Here is a 22,519-nt window from a genome sequence, read left to right on the forward strand (position 1 = left end):
AATCTCTTCCGACTTAAAACCCATAACGGGTCGCACGGTTAGTGCAACCACGGCTTCATTGTCGGAACTCCGTACCCAACGAAGCCTTAGTTGTTAGGCTGCGTTTTTCTCAAATCGTTTTATGGATTCCAGTTCTTGCTGCTTGTTAGCCTTCTCTTCTTCCAAATCGTAATCATCTTGCAAACCAAGCCAGAACTTAGGTGAGTTGCCAAAGTAGTAGCTTAGCCTTAAAGCCGTGTCAGCTGTAATGCGCCTGTTTCCTTTCAAAATTTCAGACACTCTGGTTTGAGGTATACCAATGTCCTTTGAAAGTCTGTAGGCGGTAATGTTTAGCGGAACAAGAAACTCTTCTTGCAGTATTTCTCCTGGATGAATATTAGGTAGTCGCTCCATGTTGTTCTTTTTAGTGGTAATCAATGATTTCTACTTCTGATGCCTGGCCGTTACTCCATTGGAAGATGATTCTCCACTGGCTGTTTATTCTGATGCTGTAGAACTCTTTCAGGTTTCCCGACAACTTTTCTAATCTGTTGGAGGGAGGAATGCGAAGGTCAGCAATATCCTGGGAGTTATTAAGCATCCTTAATTTACGTCTGCCAATCGTTTGTATTTCCAAGGGCAGCTTAACAACCCTTTCCCCATTCCAGATTTTTTCAGTTTCCTTTGACCCAAAAGATATAATCATACTTACTTTTAGCGTTACTAACGCCAAAAGTAAGTATTGAGTTTTATTCTAAAAAGATTTGTAGAAATTTTATTCTTTGAAATACAAACACTGTGTACACGTCATAATGACGTTTATCCACCTAATATAGCATTTTAGGGGGATAATCTTGCCCTGACATCCCCAGCTTTCAGCCTTGCTTGTTCGCAACATACCTGTGCCAGGCTAGTTACTGCGGCCAGCTGGTTTTACCCCGAAGTATTCCCACAGGTATGCTTCGTACTCAGTTGCGTCTTTCAGTGTGATTTCTTTGGTAAGGTCACCCTCTTTTATCTTGAGTTTGTTCTCTGTAAGTGTGATCCGGCCTTGTTCGGTGGGGATCGTGATCATACTTCGCTGCCTGAAATGGGAACGAGGATCGGTCTGGTGGAAGTGACACATGCCGGAAAAATCCTCAAATGTCCTTTCTTCTTTCCGGAAGATGTATTTGGGCCGGATCTCACCGTTCTCAACACGGCTTACCCGGAAATAGCTCTCATCATACCTGTCGAAGACGTAATTGCCCCGTGCATCAGCTTGTACCTTGTTTAACTCAATCTTCAGCGGCTCAAAACTAAATTCTCCGAACCCGACATCTGTCAGATATTCTTCGCCCGCTATCGTTACCAGCAAGGCCAGATGATCATACTCCGGTGAGTAGGTACCATCGTTGCTGGAATAGACCTTTGCGGAAATTCGTCTTACATCAAAACCGAGTGCAGAGAGTAATTCGAAGTATAAACCGTTCAGCTCGTAGCAGAAACCGCCCCGCTTCTGAAGCATCACCTTGTCAAAGATCTTTTCAACGTCAAGTTCGATGAGAACACCGTTGTGAATGTCAAGGTTTTCGAAGGGAACGGATAACAGGTGACGTTTCTGTAATCGCTGCAGTACTTCAAGGGTTGGCTGCAATTCCCCGATGTATCCGATGCGCTCCAGGTATGCTGTGTAGTTCATGTGCTTTGATGTTCCTTTTGCAAGCTTTGTGCTCAGTAGTACATACGTTTTGCCATACCTGATACCTGCCCTTTTACATCCGGGAGTCAAATTAACTAAATTGTACGTATGTCAGTGACGTGCTTTGAGATGTTACTTCCAGCCTCGCTTTTCTGCCGCATACCAGCGCCAGGTTGTCCGGTTCGTGGCCGGTCGGGAAGCCGTAGCATACGGGGTAGTTGTACTTGCCGGTATGCTCAGCTATGATCTCGTAGGCGTCTTTGCCGAAAGGTATAGCGTTATCTTTCATGTCGCTGAAATGGCCGACGATCAGGCCTGCTAAGTCCTTCAGCTTGCCGGCACGGTCGAGGTGGACCATCATGCGGTCGATGCTGTAGAGGTACTCGTCCACGTCTTCCAGGAACAGGATTTTACCCTTCGTAGTGAAGTCGGAGCGGGTACCGGAGACGTTGTGCAAAAGTGCCAGGTTACCACCGATCAACTGGCCTTCAGCTATACCTGTGCGGTTGAAGGCGTGGGGGCCGGTGCTGTAGCTGAGATCCTCACCGAAGAGTACACGGCGTAGGCTGTCCAGCGCTTCTTCTGTTCCTTTCGGGAAAAGCAGGGGCATAATGCCATGCACGCTTTCTATACCTAAACTGTGGATGTGGCAGAGGAGGGAAGTGATGTCGCTGAAACCAACGATCCATTTGGGATGCTTCTGAAACTGGCTGAAATCTACCTGGTCGAGGATGCGGGTGGTGCCGTAGCCGCCACGGGCACAGATGATGGCCTTGATGTCGGGACGGTCGAGGGCCAGCTGCAGGTCCTGCAGGCGCAGCGCATCGTCACCGGCAAATACACCATATTGCGCCCCTACGGTCGGGCCAACTTCCACTTCCAGGCCCCACCCTTGCAGTATGTCGATGGCGGCGGCTATAGCTTCGTGGCTGATTAGGCGGGCGGTTGCGATGATGGCGATTTTGTCGCCGTGCTGGAGAGGTGTGATCATGGAGAAAGCAATTTTTGATGATAAACGAAGGTATAGCTTTTTGCTAAAATTTGCGAGGCTGCAAAATTTTGAACAATTTCGGAACCTCGTTTGCTACGGCCTTGAACGCCCGGCGCCTATACCTGAACAAACGCTGCGCGGGCGGGAACCAAAAAAACCTTTTTATGACGCAAATCCAGAAAAAAAAGTCAGGGATTGACAGATTCCTGTCGGTGGTGGAACGCATCGGCAATGCGCTGCCGCACCCGGCCACGCTCTTTGCAGGCTTCGCGCTGCTCGTGATCATCCTGTCGTGGGTAGCCAGTTTGTTCGACCTGGCCGTAACCCACCCGGGCACAGGCAAGATCATAACACCGGTTAACCTGCTCTCCACCGAAGGTCTGCACATGATCCTGACCCGCATGGTGACCAACTTTACCGACTTCGCCCCGCTGGGCACGGTGCTCGTTTCTTTGCTAGGTATAGGTATAGCCGAGGGCACAGGCCTGATTGGTGCGGTGCTGCGCCTGGTGGTGCTTTCATCGCCTAAACGACTGCTCACTTTCGTGATCGTGTTTGCGGGCGTTATCTCCAACACCGCTTCTGAAGTGGGTTACGTACTGCTTGTGCCACTAGCGGCGGTGATCTTCCTGGCGGCCGGTCGTAATCCGCTGGCTGGTCTGGCGGCGGCTTTTGCAGGTGTGTCGGGTGGCTACAGTGCCAACTTGCTTTTGGGTACCATCGACCCGCTGCTGGCCGGTTTGTCTACGGAGGCGGCCCGCATTATCGACGCCGACTACACCGTGAACCCTGCGGCTAACTATTACTTCATGTTCGTGTCTACTTTCCTGGTGGCTGGTTTGGGTACCTGGGTGACAGAGAAAATTGTTATACCGCGGCTAGGAGAGTACAACGGCGATGAAAAACCGCAGAGCATCGATCGCCTGAACAAGCAGGAGAAGCGCGGCCTGCTATACGCTTCGCTGGCTATACTGGCTTCCATCGCTTTCATCTTAGGTGGTTTGCTACCCGAAGACGGCTACCTACGCAACCCGGAGACAGGAGAGGTGCTTAATTCGCCGTTCATGTCAGGTATAGTGGCCTTCATCTTCCTGCTGTCAGCCATTGGCGGTATAGCGTACGGCATAGGGGCTAAATCCATCAAGAACGACAGCGACGTGATGCGTGGTATGTCCAAGTCCATGGAAACGCTGGGCTCGTACATCGTGCTGGTGTTCTTCGCGGCGCAGTTTGTGGCCTATTTCAACTGGACTAATCTGGGCTTGATTTTGGCAATCAACGGAGCGGATGTGCTGCAGACGATGGGTTTGAGCGAGATTCCGCTGATGATCATGTTCATCCTGGTAGCTGCTGTAATTAATTTGGTAATGGGCTCGGCCTCAGCCAAGTGGGCGATCATGGCGCCGGTGTTCATCCCGATGTTCATGCTGCTGGGTTATACCCCGGAGTTCACGCAGGTGGCCTATCGCATCGGCGACAGCGTGACCAACATTATCTCCCCGATGATGTCGTACTTTGCCCTGATCGTGGCCTTTATACAGCGCTATGACAAGAATGCAGGTATAGGCACCGTTATCTCGACCATGCTGCCTTACTCTATCGTATTCTTCATCGGTTGGGTACTTCTGCTGATTGTCTGGATTTTGATTGGCCTGCCAATTGGACCGGGAGCCGAGATGTATATGCCGCAGCCTTAACAGGTATGCTGTCTACATAAACAAAACAGCCGATGCAGTTTTATACCTGCATCGGCTGTTTTGTTTTATACGAGGTAAGCTCGCAGCTTCGGATTATACCTAAAATAACTTCAGCCCGACACTCACCAAAATCTGTTTATTGGCCAGATCGTAGTTGCTCTGATTGCCTGGGTCATCGTAGTTGCGGCTGATGCGCTCGTAACGAACGTCCAGGGTCAGGCGCTGAATGTCTAGACCTACACCTGCCTGGTACCCCCAATCAGAGTTCTCCATAAAGCTCTTGATGTTCTGCCCATCTTGCCGCGCACTCAGCAAAGTAGAGGCCACGGGGCCAGCCTGCAAACGCACTAGGTTACCGAGGCTTATACCTGCCATAATGGGCACGTCGAGGCGGTTAAACTTGATGTCAGCTACCCGATTGGCCAGGCTCGCATTGGGGTTAGACTCCAGGCGTCCGCCTGTCTGCGTAAACACAGCTTCAGGCTGAACAAATAAGCCCAGAATGTTGAGGCGGGCAAATGCGCCGGCATGGTAACTGGTCACAGATTCTTTGTTGGCATACTCCGCCGGATTGCTGGTGACGTCGCGCACGCTTACGCTCGAAGAGCCTACGCCTGCTTTAAGTCCACCAGTTAGGGCCTGCGCCTGCGCTGTCGCACCCAAGGCAAACAGCGCGAATATAGTTAGCACTAAATTTCTCATAGCTATCGTTTTAAATTCTACATGGTTAAACCTTGGCCAAAGCGGCATGGGTATAACGAATAGTCAATAGCCCTTTAGTACGTAACGGTGTAAATATAGGGTATAAGGTATTGTATTGTGGTATTATTCTTATAATGAACTGTTTGTAGGTTAAGCCTGACTTTTCCAATGTGACACATGTTTGAGCTATTTCTTTCATCAAAATTCCCTAAAACCTTTTTGTTAGTTGTAAAGCGGAGCGTAGTACCTAGCGCGTAAATAAGCTTTAACACATTCTCGCCACGCAACAGGTTTTGCTTGACACCGGATTTGAAACAAACAAGCAACTATACCTCCCTAGCAGGTATGGCAAGCAGGTTGCTTAAGTTATCGCTGCATCGACTATAGCCGTGGCCTCTATCTCCACTAAGTGCTGTGGGTTGATCAGGGCTGCAACTTCGACCATGGTGGAGGCGGGGCGTATATCCCGGAAAAACTCCCCATGTGCCCGGCCAACTTCTTCCCACTGGCTGATATCCGTTACATAGATGCGGGTGCGCACCACCTGCTGCATGGTTGCGCCGGCTTCCTGCAGAGCCTTCTCTATTTTTTGCAGAATAAACCGGGTCTGCTGATAGGCATCGCCTATACCTATCACCTGGTCGCCATCCATAGCCGTCGTGCCTGCCACCTCCACCACATTGCCCACGCGCACAGCACGGCTATACCCGATCGTGTTTTCCCATACTGCACCGGAAGAGATGTTTTGTCTTTTCATCATTTAGAAGGTTTAGGAGTTTGAGAGTTTTGGACCTTAGAAAGTTTAAAAATCAGAAAATTATCATGTAGCGTCGTGACACTGCAACGGCGTGTTGGGATGGCAAAGGACCCCAGGGCAGTATAAATTACGAAAGCCTGTTGAGACAGCGCTGGACCGATCCGCATCGTGCCAGAAAGATCCCTTATGGGGTAGTGCCCCTCGATAAGCGAAGAGACAGACCAATAATACACCCAACCATCAGGAATCAACAATTTAACAATTTAGCCATTTAACCAAACAACCATCAAATTAGCCGATGCATCAGCAGGTATTTCGCATCCTCGCCTACTTCTATACCCGATACTCCGGCAGAATCCTTAATTTTGAGTAAACAACTGCCCTGGATGCGCCTGAGATCGAAACCCGTGCTTTGCAACTACTACGTTACGTACCGCTGTAACGCAAAGTGCTCGTTTTGCGACATCTGGGAGAAGCCGTCGCCCTATATTACCTTAGAAGATGTGGCGCAGAACCTGCGAGACCTGAAACAATTAGGCGTGCAGGTTATTGACTTCACTGGTGGGGAGCCTCTTTTGCACCGGCAGATCGACCAGATGCTGGGTATGGCACACGATATGGGCTTCATTACTACGCTCACCACCAACGGAATGCTTTACCCCAAACTGGCCGATCGCCTGAAAGGCAAAGTGGATATGCTGCACTTTTCACTGGACTCGGCCCACAAAGAAGAACACGATGCAGGCCGGGGCGTGGCCTGCTACGATTTTGTGATGGAGTCGATACAGTTAGCTAAAAAGCTGGGTGAGCGGCCGGATATTTTGTTTACAGTATTCCGACACAATCTGGACCAGTTGGAGGAAGTATACCGCACCATTACGCAGCCCAACAAACTCATGCTCATCATCAACCCGGCTTTTGAATACAATGAAGTGGCGGTTGGGAAGCAGCTCACCGAAGAAGAGTTGAACTACCTGACGGCCTTCGGTAAGCGCAAAGGGGTATACCTGAACGAGGGCTTCGTGCAGCTGCGCCGCGACGGTGGCAACAAGGTGGCAGATCCGGTTTGTAAAGCCGCCAGCACCACGCTGGTCATCTCCCCCGAAAACGAACTGGTGCTGCCCTGCTACCACCTGGGCACCAAAAGCTTCCCGATACAAGGTAAATTGCGCGAGCTATACCTGAGTCAGGAGGTGGAGGAGCTGAAACAGCTGGAGGGCCGATTGCCGGCCTGCGAAGGATGCACCATTAACTGCTACATGCAGCCGAGCTTTGCCGTAGAAATAAACAAATACTTCTGGAAAGCCCTTCCCAGCACGCTGAAGTATAACCTGAGCAAAGGGACGTGGAAGAGGTTGATTTGACGGTTGAAGTGTTAAATTGTTGAATGGTTGAATTGTTGTTCGTGTACGATTCGGATATTATTTCCTGCATGATTGTCGGTGCACGATCGGACAGGTCGCGACCTGTCCCTACAAAACCGATCTTAACTCGAGACTCTCAAATTCCCAAACTTTTTAACCTTTTAACTTTCTAACTTTTTAACTCAAAATATGCCAGTTATACTACCTGTAAAAGGAATAAGCCCGCAGTTGGGCGACGATTGTTTTGTAGCAGAAAATGCTACGATTGTGGGCGATGTGGTGATGGGCCGTGAGTGCTCTGTGTGGTTCAATGCCGTTATTCGGGGCGATGTAAATGCGATTAGGATTGGTGACAAAACCAACATTCAGGATGGCGCTGTGATTCACTGCACCTACCAGAAAGCCGCTACCACCATTGGCAGCAATGTTTCCATCGGGCACAATGCCATTGTGCATGGCTGTACTGTAGAAGACAATGTGTTGGTCGGGATGGGGGCTATTGTGATGGACAATGCCTTGGTGCAAAAGCACTGCATTGTAGCGGCAGGAGCTATTGTGCTCGAAAATACGGTGTGCGAGTCGGGTTATATTTATGCCGGTATACCTGCCAAAAAGGTAAAACAGCTCAGTCAGGAACAGATCGACGGACTGGACAAGGTAGCCAACAACTATGTGATGTACAGCGGCTGGTTTGCTAGTCCGGAGGTATAGGGATAAACATAGAGGCTATACCTGTTTGGTATAGCCTCTATGTTTAATGGTTCGGCTCTTCTGTTTGCGGCTCTATCTGGGAATGAAAGTCTTCCTTGACTGTGAAGAGTACCCATTCCACGCGGCGGTCTGATTTGTCCAGCACCCGTATCGTATACTCGCTAAAATCGGCAGCCTCGTTCAGGTCGTCTGGTATGTGGCCGTAGATCATGGTCACAAAGCCACCCACCGTTTCATAGTCGTCTCCCTCGGGAATCGGGAAGGGCAGGTAGTCGTTCACATCAGAAACTGGGGCGCCACCGTTCACACGGTATTCAAAGTCTCCTATACGCTCCACAATGGGCACCTCCTCATCGTATTCATCCTGAATCTCGCCTACCAGTTCTTCGATGATGTCTTCTATGGTCACGATGCCAGACACACCGCCAAACTCGTCGGTTACGATAGCCATGTGCATGTGGCGGCGCTGGAACTGCTGTAGCAGGCGCGGTATCTTTTTGGTCTCCGGTACAAAATAGGCCGGGCGCATCAGCTTCTCAATAATGATCGGCTCATTCAGTCGCATCAGGCTCAGGATATCCTTCACATAGAGTACGCCCACAATATTGTCGATAGAGTCATCATATACCGGGAGTCTGGAGTAGCCTTCCTCGAATATGATCTCCATCAGTTCCGGCTCTGGTATATTAACATCAATGGCCACCATGCGGGTGCGTGGTACCATGATCTGCTTCACCATGCGCTCGTTAAACTCAAACACATTTTCGAGCAGGGCATGCTGTGAGTCGACCAGTAAGCCGCCCTCGGCGCTCTGCTCAAAAAGCAGGCGAAGTTCCTCAGGTGAGTGTACCTCGGAGCCATGCACGGGGCGTATGCCCATCGAGCGCAATACCATGTTGGCAAAGCCATTGAGGATCCAGATAAAAGGTCTGAACAGGTAGTAGAAAAAGCGGAGCGGCAGCGTAATGGCCAGCGTAGTAGCTTCGGAGCGTTGAATAGCAAGCGACTTAGGGGCCAGTTCGCCAAACACAATGTGCAGGACCGTAATGATGGCAAACGAGATCGGCAGGGCTATTTTGTGCGCCAGTGCTTCGCTTCCCTGAAAGCCGAAGAAATTCATTACGTTGATCACGATCTGGGATACGACGCTTTCGCCAATCCAACCCAGACCAAGCGAGGCCAGCGTGATGCCTAGCTGCGTAGCCGAAAGATAGGCATCGAGGTGGGTGAGCATGTGCTGGGCCAATTTGGCCATAGAACTGCCCGCCTGAGCCCGAAGTTCAATTTGCGAGGCGCGCACCTTCACAATTGCAAACTCTGCCGCCACAAAGAAGCCGTTCAGCAATACCAGAAATATAGTGAGTAAGATGTTTAGAACCATAGTGTGTTACGGCGCGGTATGCTTCCGGCTGCGTAAAATTAAACTAAAATACGTGTTTTTGCTATATATGTGCGAGCTATTAACAAGAATCCGCACCTACAGTGTGCTAGGAAGGTCGCAAAGGGACTAAAACAAGAAAAGGTGCCATGGGGCACCTTTTCTTGTTGATACATCTTCAGTTGGCTACTAGCGAACCAGCATGACGGGAGCCTGGGCGGTGCTAAACAACTCGCGGGCATTTTCCAGAGAGAGCAGTGGCAAAAAGATTGCCTTTGCCTCTTCTTCGGAGATCATTCTATAAACATGCTCTGAAGAGGTATCGAGGAAGGGATTGCAGAAGGAGTAAATAAATTCATCGGAGAAAGTGCGGTACACAATATGGAAATTGTGCTTCTCGTCGCGCGCCAGCTTAATCGCCTTAAAGGTAGAACCAAGCTCTCTGCCGCAGACAGTTTTGATGGAGGTAGATTCCTGTGGCTGAAAGTTTGTATTCATAGTTTCGGATGTTGTTGCTAATGTAAACTGCTATAAAGTAGACGTTCAGAAGTCGCGTATAATTCCGTAGTAACACCTGCTATACCTCTTATATCCGCGAACGGTACTAAATACAGGGTGAATGTAAGTGTGTTGATTATCAGTGTTTTGTTATGCTTGCATACAGCTCCATGTTAAAGCTGTGTTATGAAAAGACCACTCTGTAAGCTTATTCAGAAACAACCTGTTGTTTCTTTTTGTTATTCATGGCATCAGGAGCGGCATTGACAGGCAAAAGCTTGCCTTCTGTCTTTCAGGATGGGACGTAGCTGCCAGACAGATGGGGCTTTCAACCAAAATTTGTACTTTTGTAGTGGCGCCTGCGGCGTCTGTGATCAAACCGAATTAACTAGGTATACCCTTATGAGAAATAATTTGAGGCTAGCGCTTCGTCTCCCCTGGCTGTTGGTGGTCCTGCTGACCTTTACAGCCCAACTGGTGCAGGCACAGGTGCTGAAGCCTGCTTCCTGGAGCTACGATGTTTCCAAAAAGGAAGTAAAAGTAGGTGAGGAGGTCGACCTGATTTTCAATGTAAAAATTGATAAGGACTGGTACCTCTACTCTTCTGATTTCGACCCGGACCTGGGACCAATGGTGACAGAGTTTACATTTGCCAAGCATCCCTCTTACCAACTAGTGGGCAAGATCAAGCCGGTGAACCCTAAAAAGAAGTATGATGAGCTGTGGGAGGGGGAATATACCTATTTTGTGGGCACCGCTCAGTTTAGGCAAAAAGTAAAAGTGCTGCAGCCTGACCTGGTCGTGAAGGGCTCTTACGAATACCAGGTATGTACGGATATCGACGGCAAGTGCATTCCGTTTGATGATGACTTTGCCTTTACCAATGCGCAGATAAAAGTAACTGCAGCCAGCGGTGCGGCTACGCCAGCCACTACGCCTACCCAAACACCCGCTGAAGCCATAGAACAAGCCCCTAAGCAAGCCACGACACAGGCCGCAGCACCCGACGGCCTTGATACCGCCGTGCCGCCTACCCTGCCACTTGACTCGGCGCTGGCCGCAGACGATGCCCTGGAGGCTGCAAACACTTCAGAACAAACGGTAACGCCTGCCCTGATCGATTTCTCGAACGAAGATGCGTCGTCAGACGGAAACATCTGGACTTTCATGCTGATCGCCTTTGGCTCTGGCCTGGTGGCGTTGCTTACACCCTGCGTGTTCCCGATGGTGCCCATGACGGTGAGCTTTTTTACGGGCAGCAGCCAGAGCCGGGCGCAGGCTATCGGCAAGGCCCTGCTTTACGGCATCTCCATCATCGCCATCTATACCGTAGCCGGCACCGTAGTTGCGAAGCTATTCGGCGCTGACGGCGCTAACTTCCTGAGCACACACTGGTTGCCCAATGTGCTCTTTTTCGCTGTGTTCGTGATTTTCGGTATGTCCTTTCTGGGCTTATTTGAGATTACGCTGCCAAGCTCCTGGCTGAATAAAGCCGATGCGCAGGCAGACAAGGGCGGCATACTGGGCGTGTTTTTCATGGCCTTTACCCTGGTGCTGGTGTCTTTTTCCTGCACGGGACCTATTGTGGGCAGTATTTTGGTAGCCTCTGCCGGCGGCGAAACACTGCGCCCGGTTATGGGCATGTTCGGCTTCTCGCTGGCTTTTGCCTTGCCGTTCACCTTATTCGCCATTTTCCCGTCATGGCTGAGCAGCCTGCCGAAGTCCGGTGGCTGGCTTAACTCCGTGAAAGTAGTGCTGGGCTTCCTGGAACTGGCTTTGGCGCTCAAGTTTTTGAGCATAGCTGATCAAGTATACCACTGGGGAATCCTTGACCGCGAGGTATACCTGGCGCTGTGGATCGTGATCTTCACGCTGATGGGCTTCTACCTGCTCGGCAAACTCAAGTTTGCCCACGACTCAGATCTGCCTTACATCAGCGTACCCCGTATTTTCATGGCTATCGCAACTTTTGCCTTTGTAGTATACCTGATACCGGGTATGTTCGGGGCGCCGCTCAAGGCTTTGTCTGGCTACCTGCCGCCGCAGTCCACCCACGACTTCGACATCAACGCATTGGTGCGCCAGAGTGGAGGAGGAAGCACGGCGCAGTATACCTCTAATAACCAACTGTGCGAGCCACCTAAGTATGCCGACTTCCTGCACCTGCCGCACGGCCTGCAGGGCTACTTCGATTTGGAGCAGGCCAAACGCTGCGCCGCTGAGCAGGGCAAGCCGATCTTCATCGACTTTACGGGGCACGGCTGCGTGAACTGCCGCGAGATGGAAGCCAACGTATGGTCGCATCCGGAAGTGCTGCGCCGCTTGCAGGAGAATTACGTGATTGCCGCCCTCTATGTGGATGATAAAAGCGAGCTGCCGCAAAGCGAGTGGTATGTGAGCGAGTACGACGGCAAAGAGAAGAAGACCCTTGGCAAGAAGTACGCCGACTACCAGATCACAAAGTTCAACGTGAACGCCCAGCCCTATTATGTGCTGATGGACGAGAACGAGAACGTGCTGGTAAAACCTATCGCCTACGACCTGAGCGTGGAGAACTTTGTGAAGTTCCTGGATGCTGGCGTGGAGGCGTATAAAAACAATATACAGGTAGCGAAGAAGTAGCGAGCTATACCTGTTCAGCCACTGAACAAGAAAGCCCCACCTTTGCAGGCGGGGCTTTCTTGTTTTTGAGGATGTCTCTGGCATCCTGCGATATTATTTACTTCGCCTCGTTATAGCGACGGGTTACTTCTTCCCAGTTCACCACGTTCCAGAAAGCGTTCACGTAGTCCGGACGACGGTTCTGGTAGTTGAGGTAGTAGGCGTGCTCCCACACGTCAAGACCCAGGATCGGTGTGCCTCCGCAACCCTCTGCAAACGGCATCAGGGTGTTGTCTTGGTTTGGCGTAGAGCAAATTTCCAGGGAATTGCCTTTTACGCACAGCCAGGCCCATCCAGAACCGAAGCGAGTCGCAGCAGCTGCGTTGAACTTCTCCTTCATCTGATCGAAAGAGCCAAAAGTGGAGTTGATCGCGTCTGCCAGTTCACCGGATGGCTGACCGCCGCCGTTTGGCGACAGGATAGTCCAGAACAGGTTGTGGTTGTAGTAGCCACCGCCGTTGTTGCGAACCGCTTTGTTGTCTTCCTTCACATTTTGCATGATCTCCTCGATGCTCATGTTCTCCATCTCAGTGCCTGCAATCGCCTTGTTCAGGTTGTCGGTATAAGCCTGATGATGTTTCGTATGGTGGATTTCCATCGTGCGTGCATCAATGTGCGGCTCCAGCGCGTCGTAGGCGTAAGGTAGTTTCGGTAATTCGAAAGCCATAGTTTTATGTGGTTTTATATGTGAATAATAGCATGCGTACGGATTTCTAGGTGTACGTATGCGTTTGAAATGCAAGTTTCAATTTAGTTATTTTCTTTTAGCTGCAAAGAACGAGGCCATCAGCTCAGCACACTCCTGCGCCATCACCCCACTTACCATTTCTGTTTTAGGATGCAGCAGATTGCCCACTCTTCTATACCCACGCTTGGGCTCAGATGTTCCGTACACCACCCGTTTAAGCTGCGCCCAGTAGCTGGCACCTGCGCACATCACGCAGGGCTCCACTGTCACAAAGAGGGTGCAGTCGTTCAGGTACTTGTTGCCCAGGTACTCAGCGGCGGCAGTAAGAGCCAGCATCTCAGCATGGGCAGTTACATCGTTCAGTTTTTCGGTCTGGTTATAAGCTTTGGCAATGATGCGGTTGTTGCTTACAACCACAGCCCCGATCGGAATTTCCCCTTCCTCAAAGGCGTAAGTTGCCTGCCGGTAAGCCTCCTGCATGAAATGGTCGTCACTGTGTATAGATAGTAAATCCACAGGTATAGGTATAAGTGTTCGCTTTGGCACAAGATACAAAAAAAAGCCCCTCCAGGAAAGGAGAGGCCTCAATGAAACGGGTATAGGGCGTAATCTATTTGGTTTTTATTTTCAGGGAACCCATGATCTCACGGGCTGTGTCCTGCAAGTTGTTTTTCATCATGAATGGCATGTGCATTGAGAACACCATCAACTGCTTACCCTGTATTGTGTAAAGCATGATGCTGTACTTTTGCACAGGTGCCAGATGGCTGCCGTTGCGCTCATCGGCCATCACTGACACAAATTCAAACACAATGTAGTCTCGACCATTGATATTGGCCACCTCATCTCTTATGAAATCGACTTTCGTGAAGCGCTCCAGCATGTTGGCCTTGTACACTTCGCGCAGCATCTTCAGATCCTGCACACCAAACTGTGATCGCTTTTGGGTCATACTGAAGTCAACCTGGCCATTGGGGCTCGAATAGACAGCCACCGGTCGGTTGGCAGCCGGATACTTACTGGCGATACCATCGTCATGGAGCGGGGTGAAATCGCGGGGTAGCATGATGCTCACCTCCTTGGTGATCTGTGTTTTCTTGAGCTTCGTGTCGGCCAGGGCTACGCCGGCAATCAGGATAATAGCTAAAAAGGCTAAGTAGCGCATGTTCATAGGTTTGTTGGGGCAAAGGTACCAATTAATAAGGACTGTGAGGGAGTGTAGCAATTATTTTGCCAAAGCTGAGACAGCGCCTGTTAAGTATGTATACCTGTAGCTTTATATCTTCTGTAGGTGAATGACGTTAAAAATTAAACAGCCGGACTTAGCCATATAATTCCTGCTGTCTGAAATTAAATACCATGTTAACGTTAAAGCTATGTTAGAAAACATCATCAACAGTGTAAAAGGCCAGCTGACTGGCGAGCTGCAAGACAAATTTAAGCTAGACCCAGGCCAGGCAAACCAGTCCGTTGATCTGGCAAAAGACCATGTAACGGAAGGGCTTAAGAAAGAGGCTTCGGGTGGAGATGCCGGAGGCATCATGAACATGCTGAAAGGGCAAAAGGCGCCGCAGGATAGTCCGGCCATGAACAGTACGATCCAAAAATATCTTGGTGACCTGACCTCAAAAGTAGGTATACCGGAGTCGGTAGCACAGCAGGTAGCTCCCTTTGTGGTGTCGTTTCTGATGAATAAGATAGGCGGCAACGTGGGTAGCCAGTCGGATATAATGGGGATGCTGGGGGGCGGACTGACAGACAAACTGCCCAAAGGAATGGGCGATAAGCTCGGTGGACTTTTCAAGTAAGCCAGCAAGAGGCCTAAAATAAGAGAAGCCATACCTAGCAGGTATGGCTTCTCTTTGGTTGTGTTGTTGTGTTTTTTGGTTGCAAGTCGGCAACTTACTTACATCTCACCTTAAACAAGTATGCCTATAATTGCCGGAGCGGGGAGCTCCAAGGCAATATCTTTATGAATGATCTATACCTTTCAGAAAATTAATTTACCAGTATCTGCCCGCTTCATAACCAAGGCAGGCTACAAAAAGTTTAGAGGTAGAACAAAATCTGGCGCAGATTATCAGCTTAGCAGTTGATGGTGCCTTTGTGCAGAAAGGCCATGCAAATATAGAGCAAAGTTTTAAGTTCGCTAGAAATTAGCTGCCTGCCTGTCTTTTTTTGTTGTAACACCAAAGTAGTGTTTTGCAGCGCATGATGCAAATAAATTAGACCAATACACCCGTTTCGTCGACCAATCCTTGGGCAATGATACCCAAAGCTGCATTGGCATTCTGTAGGATTTACTTAATTTTACTTTTGGATTTTTGTGTAACGGCTTCAGTCACCTTATATCAACCTCTTGCCGGCATGTCCGAAGGTATAGGCACTCTCTTTCTGAAATTCCTGAAATTTGGTCTGGTAGGCTTTACAGGGCTCATCATCGACTTCGGCGTTACTTTTCTGGCAAAGGAAAAGCTGCGCTGGAACAAGTATGTGGCCAACAGCCTGGGCTTCATTCTGGCCAGCATCAACAACTACATCCTCAACCGCCTCTGGACCTTCCACAGCCACGACCCGGAAATAGGCTGGCAGTTTTCCAAGTTCCTGCTGGTGGCCGTGGCCGGACTGATCATCAACAACCTGATTATATACCTGCTCACCGAAAAAGGGAAGCTCAATTTCTACTTCTCCAAGTTCATCGCCATTGTAGTGGTGTTTATCTGGAACTTCCTGCTCAATTACCTCTATACCTTTACCCGCTAGTTACTCGCCTTGTATGCGGTAGATGCGCACATGCTCATCTTTGTGCACACGTGGGTTGAGGAAGTGCAGCACCCGGTCGTAGAGCGAGGGCGTGATGGTGGTTTCCAACTCCAGCGTAGGGTATAGGCTGTTGATGCGCTGCATACGCTCCTCCATATCCTTCTGGCCTATCACCACGACATAGTCCGGTTGGTAAGGGTATAGGCTAAGCTCTGTTTGCAGGCTGTCCAGCGATTTTTCTCCGTTCAGGCTGTAGGTCATCGCAAAATCCTGCGGAAGCGGCTTACCGGCCTTATACACGTCCCAGTCGCGCTTTTGGTTGAAGTGGTACTCGTGGAACTCGGCTGCCAGGCGATTCAGGTAATAGAGCGGTGGCTGTTTCATAGAGGAATTACCAAACTCGAGCAATACGGCATCCATGTCCTGCTTCTCCGACAGGTATACGAGCGGCGCTATGCGGCTTTTTTTAGTGTAAGTGAAAGACATCGCCACGGCCACCACGATGTTGAGGATCCAGAAGAAGGCCCAGCTGGCGGCTAGTAGTTTCTTGCGGCCCTGCCAGAATTTGGCGGTACGCACGAAGTCCTGCCAGCCGATTACGCCCAAAATCATGATAAGCGGGAAGAGCGGCAGAATGAAGCGCTCCTGCTTGTTCGGGAACAGGGAGTGTACCACAAAGAACAGCAGTCCGCCCCAGAAGAGCATAGGAGCTAGCCTGGCCGTGCGACTGTAGCCCAGCAACAGGTATACGCTGATGGGTGGCACCATAAAGCCCAGTATGGTCAGCAGGAAGCGGTATACCGGTCCGGTGCTGTAGTTGTAGGCATTATCGGCGTTGTAGAAGAAATAAGTAACCACCGAGTGAAAAGGGTAGTCGAAGAAGATCAGGTCGATCGTGCCCTGGATCAGGGTTGCCATCAGCAGGAAGCCTAGCACCAACCAGCCAATCTCTTTCCACTGGCGGCGGTATAGCAGCACCATACCTGCACCAACTGCAAAAAGCAGAGTATGGTAGCGAAATACAAAGGCCAGCGCAAACAGTGCTCCCGCCCACAGAAAGTGCAGGTTCTTTCTTCTGTCATCCTGCTTCAGCATGAAATAGAAGGCTGCCAGGTAGGGCGGTATGCACACCATCTCCACAAGATTTCGCACACTCATAAAAGGCATGAACCACATCAGTGCGAGCATCAGCCCCACAATGCGCGCATTTGCCTGGTTCGAAAGGCGCTCCGTAATTTTGTAGCCGTAGTACACGATCAGAAGCGAGTACAACCCGTGCAGCACCCGCACAATAGTCATTTTAGTATCCGGATTCGTAATGCCGACACTCTCCATCAGGTAAAACAGGCCGTAGTGTATACCTGCATAGAACATGCTGTGGCGCGGCGGCATGGGCTCGTGCAGCCACGAAGGCAAACCATAAAGCCAGTGCTGCGCAATCGTGATCACGTCAAAGTGATCGTCGTGAAAAGCAAAGCCCTTGGAAAAAAAAGCGGCCAGCATGCGAATGACGAAAGCGATCAGCATGATGAGCGACAGCGGCACCATAAGCCGGTTATGAACTCCGACCTGATCTGCAGTAGTGGGCTTATCGGGCGCTATTTGAGGAGAGAATGACATAAGGAATATTAGATAATATGGATTGGCCTATGATTTTTTAAGACAATCCGCTCCAAAGTTAAAAGATATACACTTAAGTTTGTGTATGAATTTGACTGAGCCGAAGCAGAAGACTCCATTTTTAGAGCGCAGAAGCACTGCCATGCTGGTTGGCATACTCGGTTTAGCAGTGCTCGTGTTAAGTGTATACAACATCCTGCAGCCTGAATCAGGCATCTATTCCCGCAATGCTTTGGTGATAGGCCATGCTGGCTCGGGCTTTTTTTCACCTATCAATCCCTACAATCCGCTGCCTGCCAACAGCATGGCTTCAATTGTAAAGGCCATGGAAGAGGACGGCGCCGATGGGGTAGAGGTGGATGTGCACGTGAGCCAGGACGGCGTGCCGATTCTCTACCATGACAATACACTGGAGACGATGAGCAAAGGGGACGGCGTCATCGCAAACCTTACAGCCGCCGAAGTGGTAGGCCTTCGGTATCAAGGGGGACCGTTGTATGACTTCTTTCACAGCGAAAACATCATTTCGATGGAGACCATGCTGCAGCGTTTCCAGACCTATCCGGAGCTGCCCTATCTGCACATCGATATCCGGAACCAGGATGGTAACCGAAACACCTTTTATGCGCAATCGGTCTTGAACTTACTTCGTAAATATGAGTACCCGGTCGGGAAGTTGGCCTTTATTTTTAATGATCCGGCCATACTGCATACAGTACGGGAACTGGAACCGGAGGCCATGTTGATGCTAGACGCTGGCGAGGATTTTGACCTTTCGGCACAGCAAGCCCTGGATAATAAGTTGCACGGTGTGACTGCCAACGGCAAGCATGTGAGCCGGGAACAACTGTTGCGCGCGCGGGCACAGGGTTTGCAGGTGGTGCTCTTTGGAGGCAAATCGAAAGGCAGCATTGCCAAAATGCTGGAGATGGAGCCCGATGCCATACAGGTGAACAACGTCAGGCGCATGCGCTCGCTACTGGGCAGTGACTAGGGCCGAGTTTAGCCTACCAGCATCATCAGTAACGCCAGCAGCATAATCGCCAGCGCGATGTTCCGGAAAGTAAATATAGTGCGTTTCATGGATGCGCTTGTTTAGCATTAAACTCCAATTACAGATATAATAACGTGGTTGGCGGAGCCTTAGATTAGCGCTACAAGATTATACCCCTTCGGGCCTTGTTTTCGAGGCATAACAGCGAAACAATTATTACTTTTGCACTATATCATAACAAAACGACTTTTATGCTCCGGACACATACTTGCGGCGAACTAAGAATAGACAATGTAGGCGAAGAGGTTGTACTAACAGGCTGGGTACAGCGCCTGCGCGACAAGGGCGGCATGCTCTGGATTGACCTGCGCGACCGTTACGGCATTACGCAACTCACCTTTGAAGACGGTGTAACGTCAGCCCACTTGTTTGAGCAAGCACGCGGACTCGGTCGTGAGTACGTGATCAGGGTGGTGGGCAAAGTGATTGAGCGCTATTCCAAAAACGACAAGATTCCAACAGGCGATATCGAGATTCACGCTTCTAAAATAGAGGTGCTCAACGCGGCCAAACTGCCTCCGTTCATGATCGAAGACGAGACAGACGGCGGCGACGACCTGCGCATGAAGTACCGCTACCTGGACCTGCGCCGTACGCCGGTACGCCGCAACCTGGAGCTGCGCCACCAGATGATGCGTGCCGTGCGCTCCTACTTAGACGAGCATTATTTCATTGAAGTAGAGACGCCGGTGCTGATCAAATCAACGCCGGAAGGAGCCCGCGACTTTGTGGTGCCAAGCCGCATGAACCCAGGCGAGTTCTACGCCCTTCCGCAGTCGCCACAAACCTTCAAGCAATTGCTGATGGTGTCGGGTTTCGATAAGTACTACCAGATCGTGAAGTGCTTCCGCGACGAAGATTTGCGTGCCGACCGCCAGCCGGAATTCACCCAGATCGACTGCGAGCTCTCTTTCGTGACGCAGGAAGACATCCTGAACACGTTTGAAGGTTTGATCCGCCACTTGTTCCTGAAAGTGAAAGGCGTGCACATCGAGAAACTGCCGCGCATGACGTATGCCGATGCGATGAAGTTTTACGGTTCCGACAAGCCGGACACCCGCTTCGACATGCGTTTTGTGGAGCTGAATCCGCTGGTGAAGAACAAAGGGTTCAAGGTGTTTGATGATGCTGAGCTCGTAGTAGGTATAAACGCGAAAGGTGCGGCCAGCTATACCCGTAAGCAACTCGACGAGCTGACCGATTTCGTGAAGCGTCCGCAGATTGGTGCCACCGGTTTGGTGTACGCCCGCGTGCAGGAAGACGGCTCTGTGAAGTCATCTGTAGATAAGTTCTATACTCCGGAAGACCTGCAGGTATTGGCTACGGCTTTCAACGCTCAGCCAGGCGACCTGATCTTGGTACTGGCCGGTGGCAAAGACAAGACCCGTAAAGCCCTGAACGAGCTGCGTCTGGAGATGGGTGAGCGTATGGGATTGCGTGACAAAAACGTATTCTCACCGCTGTGGGTAGTGGACTTCCCGCTGCTGGAGTGGAACGAGGACAGCAACCGTTTCCATGCCATGCACCATCCGTTTACCTCTCCGAAGCCAGAAGACCTGGAGTTGATCGATGACCGCCCGGGTGACATCCGTGCCAATGCCTATGACATGGTGATCAATGGTGTGGAAGTGGGCGGTGGCTCAATCCGTATCCATGACCGTCGTCTGCAAGAGCAAATGTTCCGCCTGTTGGGCTTCAGCAATGACGAAGCCAAAGCACAATTTGGCTTCCTGATGGACGCCTTTGAGTACGGTGCGCCGCCACACGGTGGCATCGCCTTCGGCTTCGATCGCCTCTGCTCACTCTTCGGCGGCTCCGACTCCATCCGCGACTACATTGCCTTCCCGAAAAACAACTCAGGCCGCGATGTAATGATCGACGCACCTTCTCCTATTGCGCATGCACAGTTAGATGAACTGCATATTAAGATGAAGAGCCTGCCTTCGTAAGGTATAGGTTGAAATATTGAAAAGGCTGTTCGTGAGGACAGCCTTTTTATTTTTGTCAGAATCAGGATTTTCAGGTTTAAAGGATTGACAGGATTTTTGTGCATGATTAACATCCCCCTGCCTCCTTCGAAGGGGGACTTTCTGCCGTTGCATAATTCTATTGTATAAGCTTTGTAGTTGCATGAGTTCTATTGCTTTGCCGGGTCAAACCACCCCTGCCCCTCCTTATCCAAGGAGGGGAGTCTGTAATTGCCAATTATCAGGTATAGGCTCTGTGGCACCTGTCACACACCACTGGCAGGTATAGCAAGACTAATTTGCACTGGACCTACGAAGTAAATTACCTGGGCCCAGTGCACCAAATGACGCTCCACTGTTTGAGCGTTCAGCGAGTGGGGGTAGGGGCCATCGATTTGGAGCGTCTTGACCTTTTTGCTTACTTTTTGTGTCAAGACAAAAAGTGAGTGCCCGCCGCACAGGCGAAGCTACAAAGCAACATAGTTTGCTATACCTGCAACAGCCGCAGCTACGCCAGCAAGGTATAGACAAACAAAAAAAGCGGCTGCCCTTCCAAAGAGCAGCCGCTTCCTATATCTCAGCTATACCTTATAGCACACCACTTAACAGTGCAGGCGCTATACCTAGCAGAATCGTTAAGGCAGTAATGATAATCAGCATGGCATTGATAAAACTGGTTGATTTGATAGCAGTATGGCCCTCAGCAACAGGGTGCAGGTACATGGCAATCACTACACGGAAGTAGTAGTAGATACCCACCGCAGCCAGAATCACCGCTACTACAATCAGCCACATCATATTGGGTTGTTCGATCAGGGCGGAGAACACAAAGAACTTACCGAAGAAACCAGCCGTCAGCGGTATACCTGCCAGCGACAGCATCGCCACGGCTACCGAGAAAGCCAGCAATGGATTCGTTTTGCCGAGGCCGTTGAAGGCTTCGTAGTTCTCGCTCTGACGCTGTCTTGATACAAGCTGCAGCACACCGAAAGCGGCGATCGAAGCAGTAGAGTAAGCGAAAGAGTAGAACAGGATAGCAGAAGTAGACAAATTGTTGAAAGCAAGCAGCGTCATCAGCAGGTAGCCTGCGTGCGAGATACTGGAGTAAGCCAGCATACGCTTCATGCTTTGCTGCACCACCGCGCCTACGTTACCAATCAGGAGCGACAGTACGATAATGGCTACCAGCGTTGGCATCCAGCCTGGGTAGGAAGCAGCAAAGGCAGCATCCATCAGCTTGTAGAAAGCAGCCACACCAGCCGTCTTCACGACAGTTGACATGTAGGCCGTCCATACCGTTGGCGTACCTTCGTACACGTCAGGTGTCCAGAAGTGGAAAGGAGCAGCGGAAACTTTGAAAGAGATACCGATGATGATGATCAACACACCCAACATGAACATCACGTTGTTCACACCACCTGTGCCCAGGGCTTCGGCTGAACCGGCAATCTCGGCGATGTTAAACGTGCCTGTCGCACCGTATACCATCACGATACCAAACAGCATCACACCTGTGAAGAAAGAACCCATCAGGAAGTACTTCAGTGCAGCTTCCGCAGAGCGCATGCTTTGCTTGTCGCTACCGGCCAGCACGTACATGGCAATCGAGAGAATCTCTATACCTATGAACAGCATCAGCATGTTGTTGTAGCTTACCATCATGATGGCGCCCACCAGCGAGAACAGAATCAGGGCGTAAAGTTCGCCGATGTTTTCGTCGTTGCGGGTGATGTAGTGCTGCGTGAAAGGAAGAATCAGGAGCGTCGAAAGCACCATGATACCTGTGAAAGCCACCGCGAAATTGTCGATGGTAATCATGTTATCGAAGTAGCTCTTGGTGTCGTTCCAGTCAAGTAGGTTGATGCCGAATACGATCGCTAAAAACAGCAGCGACAGCGGCAACAGAATTCTTTTAGATTTCAGGAAACCTACAAAGAGGTTGATAATCCCAAATCCAGATAGAAGTATAATCGAAATCATGTCGTTTATTATCGTTTCTTTTTGCGGA

At 50.4% G+C, this 22,519-nt stretch carries 21 protein-coding genes; 8 read left to right on the forward strand and 13 right to left on the reverse strand.

From position 1 onward, the window contains the following. Positions 1-93 precede the first annotated feature (93 nt). From C8E01_RS19260 to C8E01_RS19275, 4 genes are all read right to left on the reverse strand, one after another. Complete coding sequence (locus tag C8E01_RS19260; protein ID WP_007656043.1) at positions 94-393, reverse strand: HigA family addiction module antitoxin; 300 nt, start codon at positions 391-393, stop codon at positions 94-96. 10 nt (positions 394-403) lie between these two features. Continuing rightward, positions 404-685, reverse strand: coding sequence for a type II toxin-antitoxin system RelE/ParE family toxin (locus C8E01_RS19265; RefSeq protein ID WP_116545148.1), 282 nt, complete (start codon positions 683-685; stop codon positions 404-406). Positions 686-889: 204 nt separating this feature from the next. Then, on the reverse strand, positions 890-1,660 hold the full coding sequence (locus C8E01_RS19270) for an arylamine N-acetyltransferase family protein (RefSeq protein WP_116545091.1): 771 nt from the start codon (positions 1,658-1,660) through the stop codon (positions 890-892). Positions 1,661-1,751: 91 nt separating this feature from the next. Further along, on the reverse strand, positions 1,752-2,651 hold the full coding sequence (locus tag C8E01_RS19275) for a S66 peptidase family protein (protein WP_116545092.1): 900 nt from the start codon (positions 2,649-2,651) through the stop codon (positions 1,752-1,754). A gap of 164 nt (positions 2,652-2,815) precedes the next feature. Between C8E01_RS19275 and C8E01_RS19280 the strand changes: the two genes are divergently transcribed. Then, on the forward strand, positions 2,816-4,348 hold the full coding sequence (locus tag C8E01_RS19280; RefSeq protein ID WP_116545149.1) for an AbgT family transporter: 1,533 nt from the start codon (positions 2,816-2,818) through the stop codon (positions 4,346-4,348). A 99-nt stretch (positions 4,349-4,447) separates the two neighbouring features. On the opposite strand, the gene C8E01_RS19285 is transcribed toward C8E01_RS19280, so the two are convergent. Together C8E01_RS19285 and C8E01_RS19290 are read right to left on the reverse strand one after the other, a co-directional pair. Further along, complete coding sequence (locus C8E01_RS19285) at positions 4,448-5,050, reverse strand: porin family protein (RefSeq protein WP_116545093.1); 603 nt, start codon at positions 5,048-5,050, stop codon at positions 4,448-4,450. A 361-nt stretch (positions 5,051-5,411) separates the two neighbouring features. Further along, the gene (locus tag C8E01_RS19290) at positions 5,412-5,807 is read right to left on the reverse strand and encodes a RidA family protein (protein WP_207774921.1); all 396 of its coding nucleotides are present in this window, start codon (positions 5,805-5,807) and stop codon (positions 5,412-5,414) included. Between the two features lie 386 nt (positions 5,808-6,193). On the opposite strand from C8E01_RS19290, the gene C8E01_RS19295 reads away from it, so the two are divergent. After that, positions 6,194-7,171, forward strand: coding sequence for a radical SAM protein (locus C8E01_RS19295; protein ID WP_116545095.1), 978 nt, complete (start codon positions 6,194-6,196; stop codon positions 7,169-7,171). A gap of 189 nt (positions 7,172-7,360) precedes the next feature. After that, positions 7,361-7,882 (forward strand): gamma carbonic anhydrase family protein, encoded by a 522-nt coding sequence (locus tag C8E01_RS19300; RefSeq protein ID WP_116545096.1) that lies wholly within the window; start codon positions 7,361-7,363, stop codon positions 7,880-7,882. 43 nt (positions 7,883-7,925) lie between these two features. Here C8E01_RS19300 and C8E01_RS19305 read toward each other — a convergent pair whose 3' ends face one another. Together C8E01_RS19305 and C8E01_RS19310 are read right to left on the reverse strand one after the other, a co-directional pair. Continuing rightward, a complete protein-coding gene (locus C8E01_RS19305) occupies positions 7,926-9,263 on the reverse strand; it encodes a hemolysin family protein (RefSeq protein ID WP_116545097.1) in 1,338 nt (445 codons plus the stop codon). 186 nt (positions 9,264-9,449) lie between these two features. Continuing rightward, complete coding sequence (locus C8E01_RS19310; RefSeq protein WP_116545098.1) at positions 9,450-9,758, reverse strand: hypothetical protein; 309 nt, start codon at positions 9,756-9,758, stop codon at positions 9,450-9,452. 402 nt (positions 9,759-10,160) lie between these two features. Between C8E01_RS19310 and C8E01_RS19315 the strand changes: the two genes are divergently transcribed. Next, the gene (locus tag C8E01_RS19315; protein ID WP_116545099.1) at positions 10,161-12,380 is read left to right on the forward strand and encodes a protein-disulfide reductase DsbD family protein; all 2,220 of its coding nucleotides are present in this window, start codon (positions 10,161-10,163) and stop codon (positions 12,378-12,380) included. Positions 12,381-12,477: 97 nt separating this feature from the next. Here C8E01_RS19315 and C8E01_RS19320 read toward each other — a convergent pair whose 3' ends face one another. The 3 genes from C8E01_RS19320 to C8E01_RS19330 all read right to left on the reverse strand — a co-directional run bounded on the left by C8E01_RS19320 (position 12,478) and on the right by C8E01_RS19330 (position 14,272). Next, on the reverse strand, positions 12,478-13,086 hold the full coding sequence (locus C8E01_RS19320) for a superoxide dismutase (protein ID WP_116545100.1): 609 nt from the start codon (positions 13,084-13,086) through the stop codon (positions 12,478-12,480). Between the two features lie 87 nt (positions 13,087-13,173). After that, positions 13,174-13,623: a nucleoside deaminase gene (locus C8E01_RS19325; protein WP_262509651.1), complete on the reverse strand. Its 450-nt coding sequence runs from the start codon at positions 13,621-13,623 to the stop codon at positions 13,174-13,176. 94 nt (positions 13,624-13,717) lie between these two features. Beyond that, complete coding sequence (locus C8E01_RS19330) at positions 13,718-14,272, reverse strand: hypothetical protein (RefSeq protein ID WP_116545150.1); 555 nt, start codon at positions 14,270-14,272, stop codon at positions 13,718-13,720. Between the two features lie 211 nt (positions 14,273-14,483). Between C8E01_RS19330 and C8E01_RS19335 the strand changes: the two genes are divergently transcribed. Then, positions 14,484-14,915 carry a hypothetical protein gene (locus C8E01_RS19335; protein WP_116545101.1) on the forward strand — a complete coding sequence of 144 codons (432 nt, stop codon included), beginning with the start codon at positions 14,484-14,486 and terminating at the stop codon, positions 14,913-14,915. Between the two features lie 559 nt (positions 14,916-15,474). Next, entirely contained in the window at positions 15,475-15,870 is a 396-nt protein-coding gene (locus C8E01_RS19340) for a GtrA family protein (protein ID WP_116545102.1), read from the forward strand. Here the strand turns inward: C8E01_RS19340 and C8E01_RS19345 are convergent, their stop codons facing one another. Further along, positions 15,871-17,490, reverse strand: a complete 1,620-nt coding sequence (locus C8E01_RS19345) for a glycosyltransferase family 39 protein (protein WP_116545103.1) — start codon at positions 17,488-17,490, stop codon at positions 15,871-15,873. Positions 17,491-17,575: 85 nt separating this feature from the next. On the opposite strand from C8E01_RS19345, the gene C8E01_RS19350 reads away from it, so the two are divergent. Continuing rightward, complete coding sequence (locus tag C8E01_RS19350; RefSeq protein ID WP_116545104.1) at positions 17,576-18,484, forward strand: glycerophosphodiester phosphodiesterase; 909 nt, start codon at positions 17,576-17,578, stop codon at positions 18,482-18,484. A 251-nt stretch (positions 18,485-18,735) separates the two neighbouring features. Continuing rightward, positions 18,736-20,493 (forward strand): aspartate--tRNA ligase, encoded by a 1,758-nt coding sequence (aspS, locus tag C8E01_RS19355; RefSeq protein ID WP_116545105.1) that lies wholly within the window; start codon positions 18,736-18,738, stop codon positions 20,491-20,493. Between the two features lie 606 nt (positions 20,494-21,099). Here the strand turns inward: aspS and C8E01_RS19360 are convergent. Further along, positions 21,100-22,491: an NADH-quinone oxidoreductase subunit N gene (locus C8E01_RS19360; protein WP_116545106.1), complete on the reverse strand. Its 1,392-nt coding sequence runs from the start codon at positions 22,489-22,491 to the stop codon at positions 21,100-21,102. Positions 22,492-22,519: the final 28 nt, after the last annotated feature.

Source organism: Pontibacter virosus, assembly GCF_003096355.1.
Lineage (GTDB): Bacteria > Bacteroidota > Bacteroidia > Cytophagales > Hymenobacteraceae > Pontibacter > Pontibacter virosus.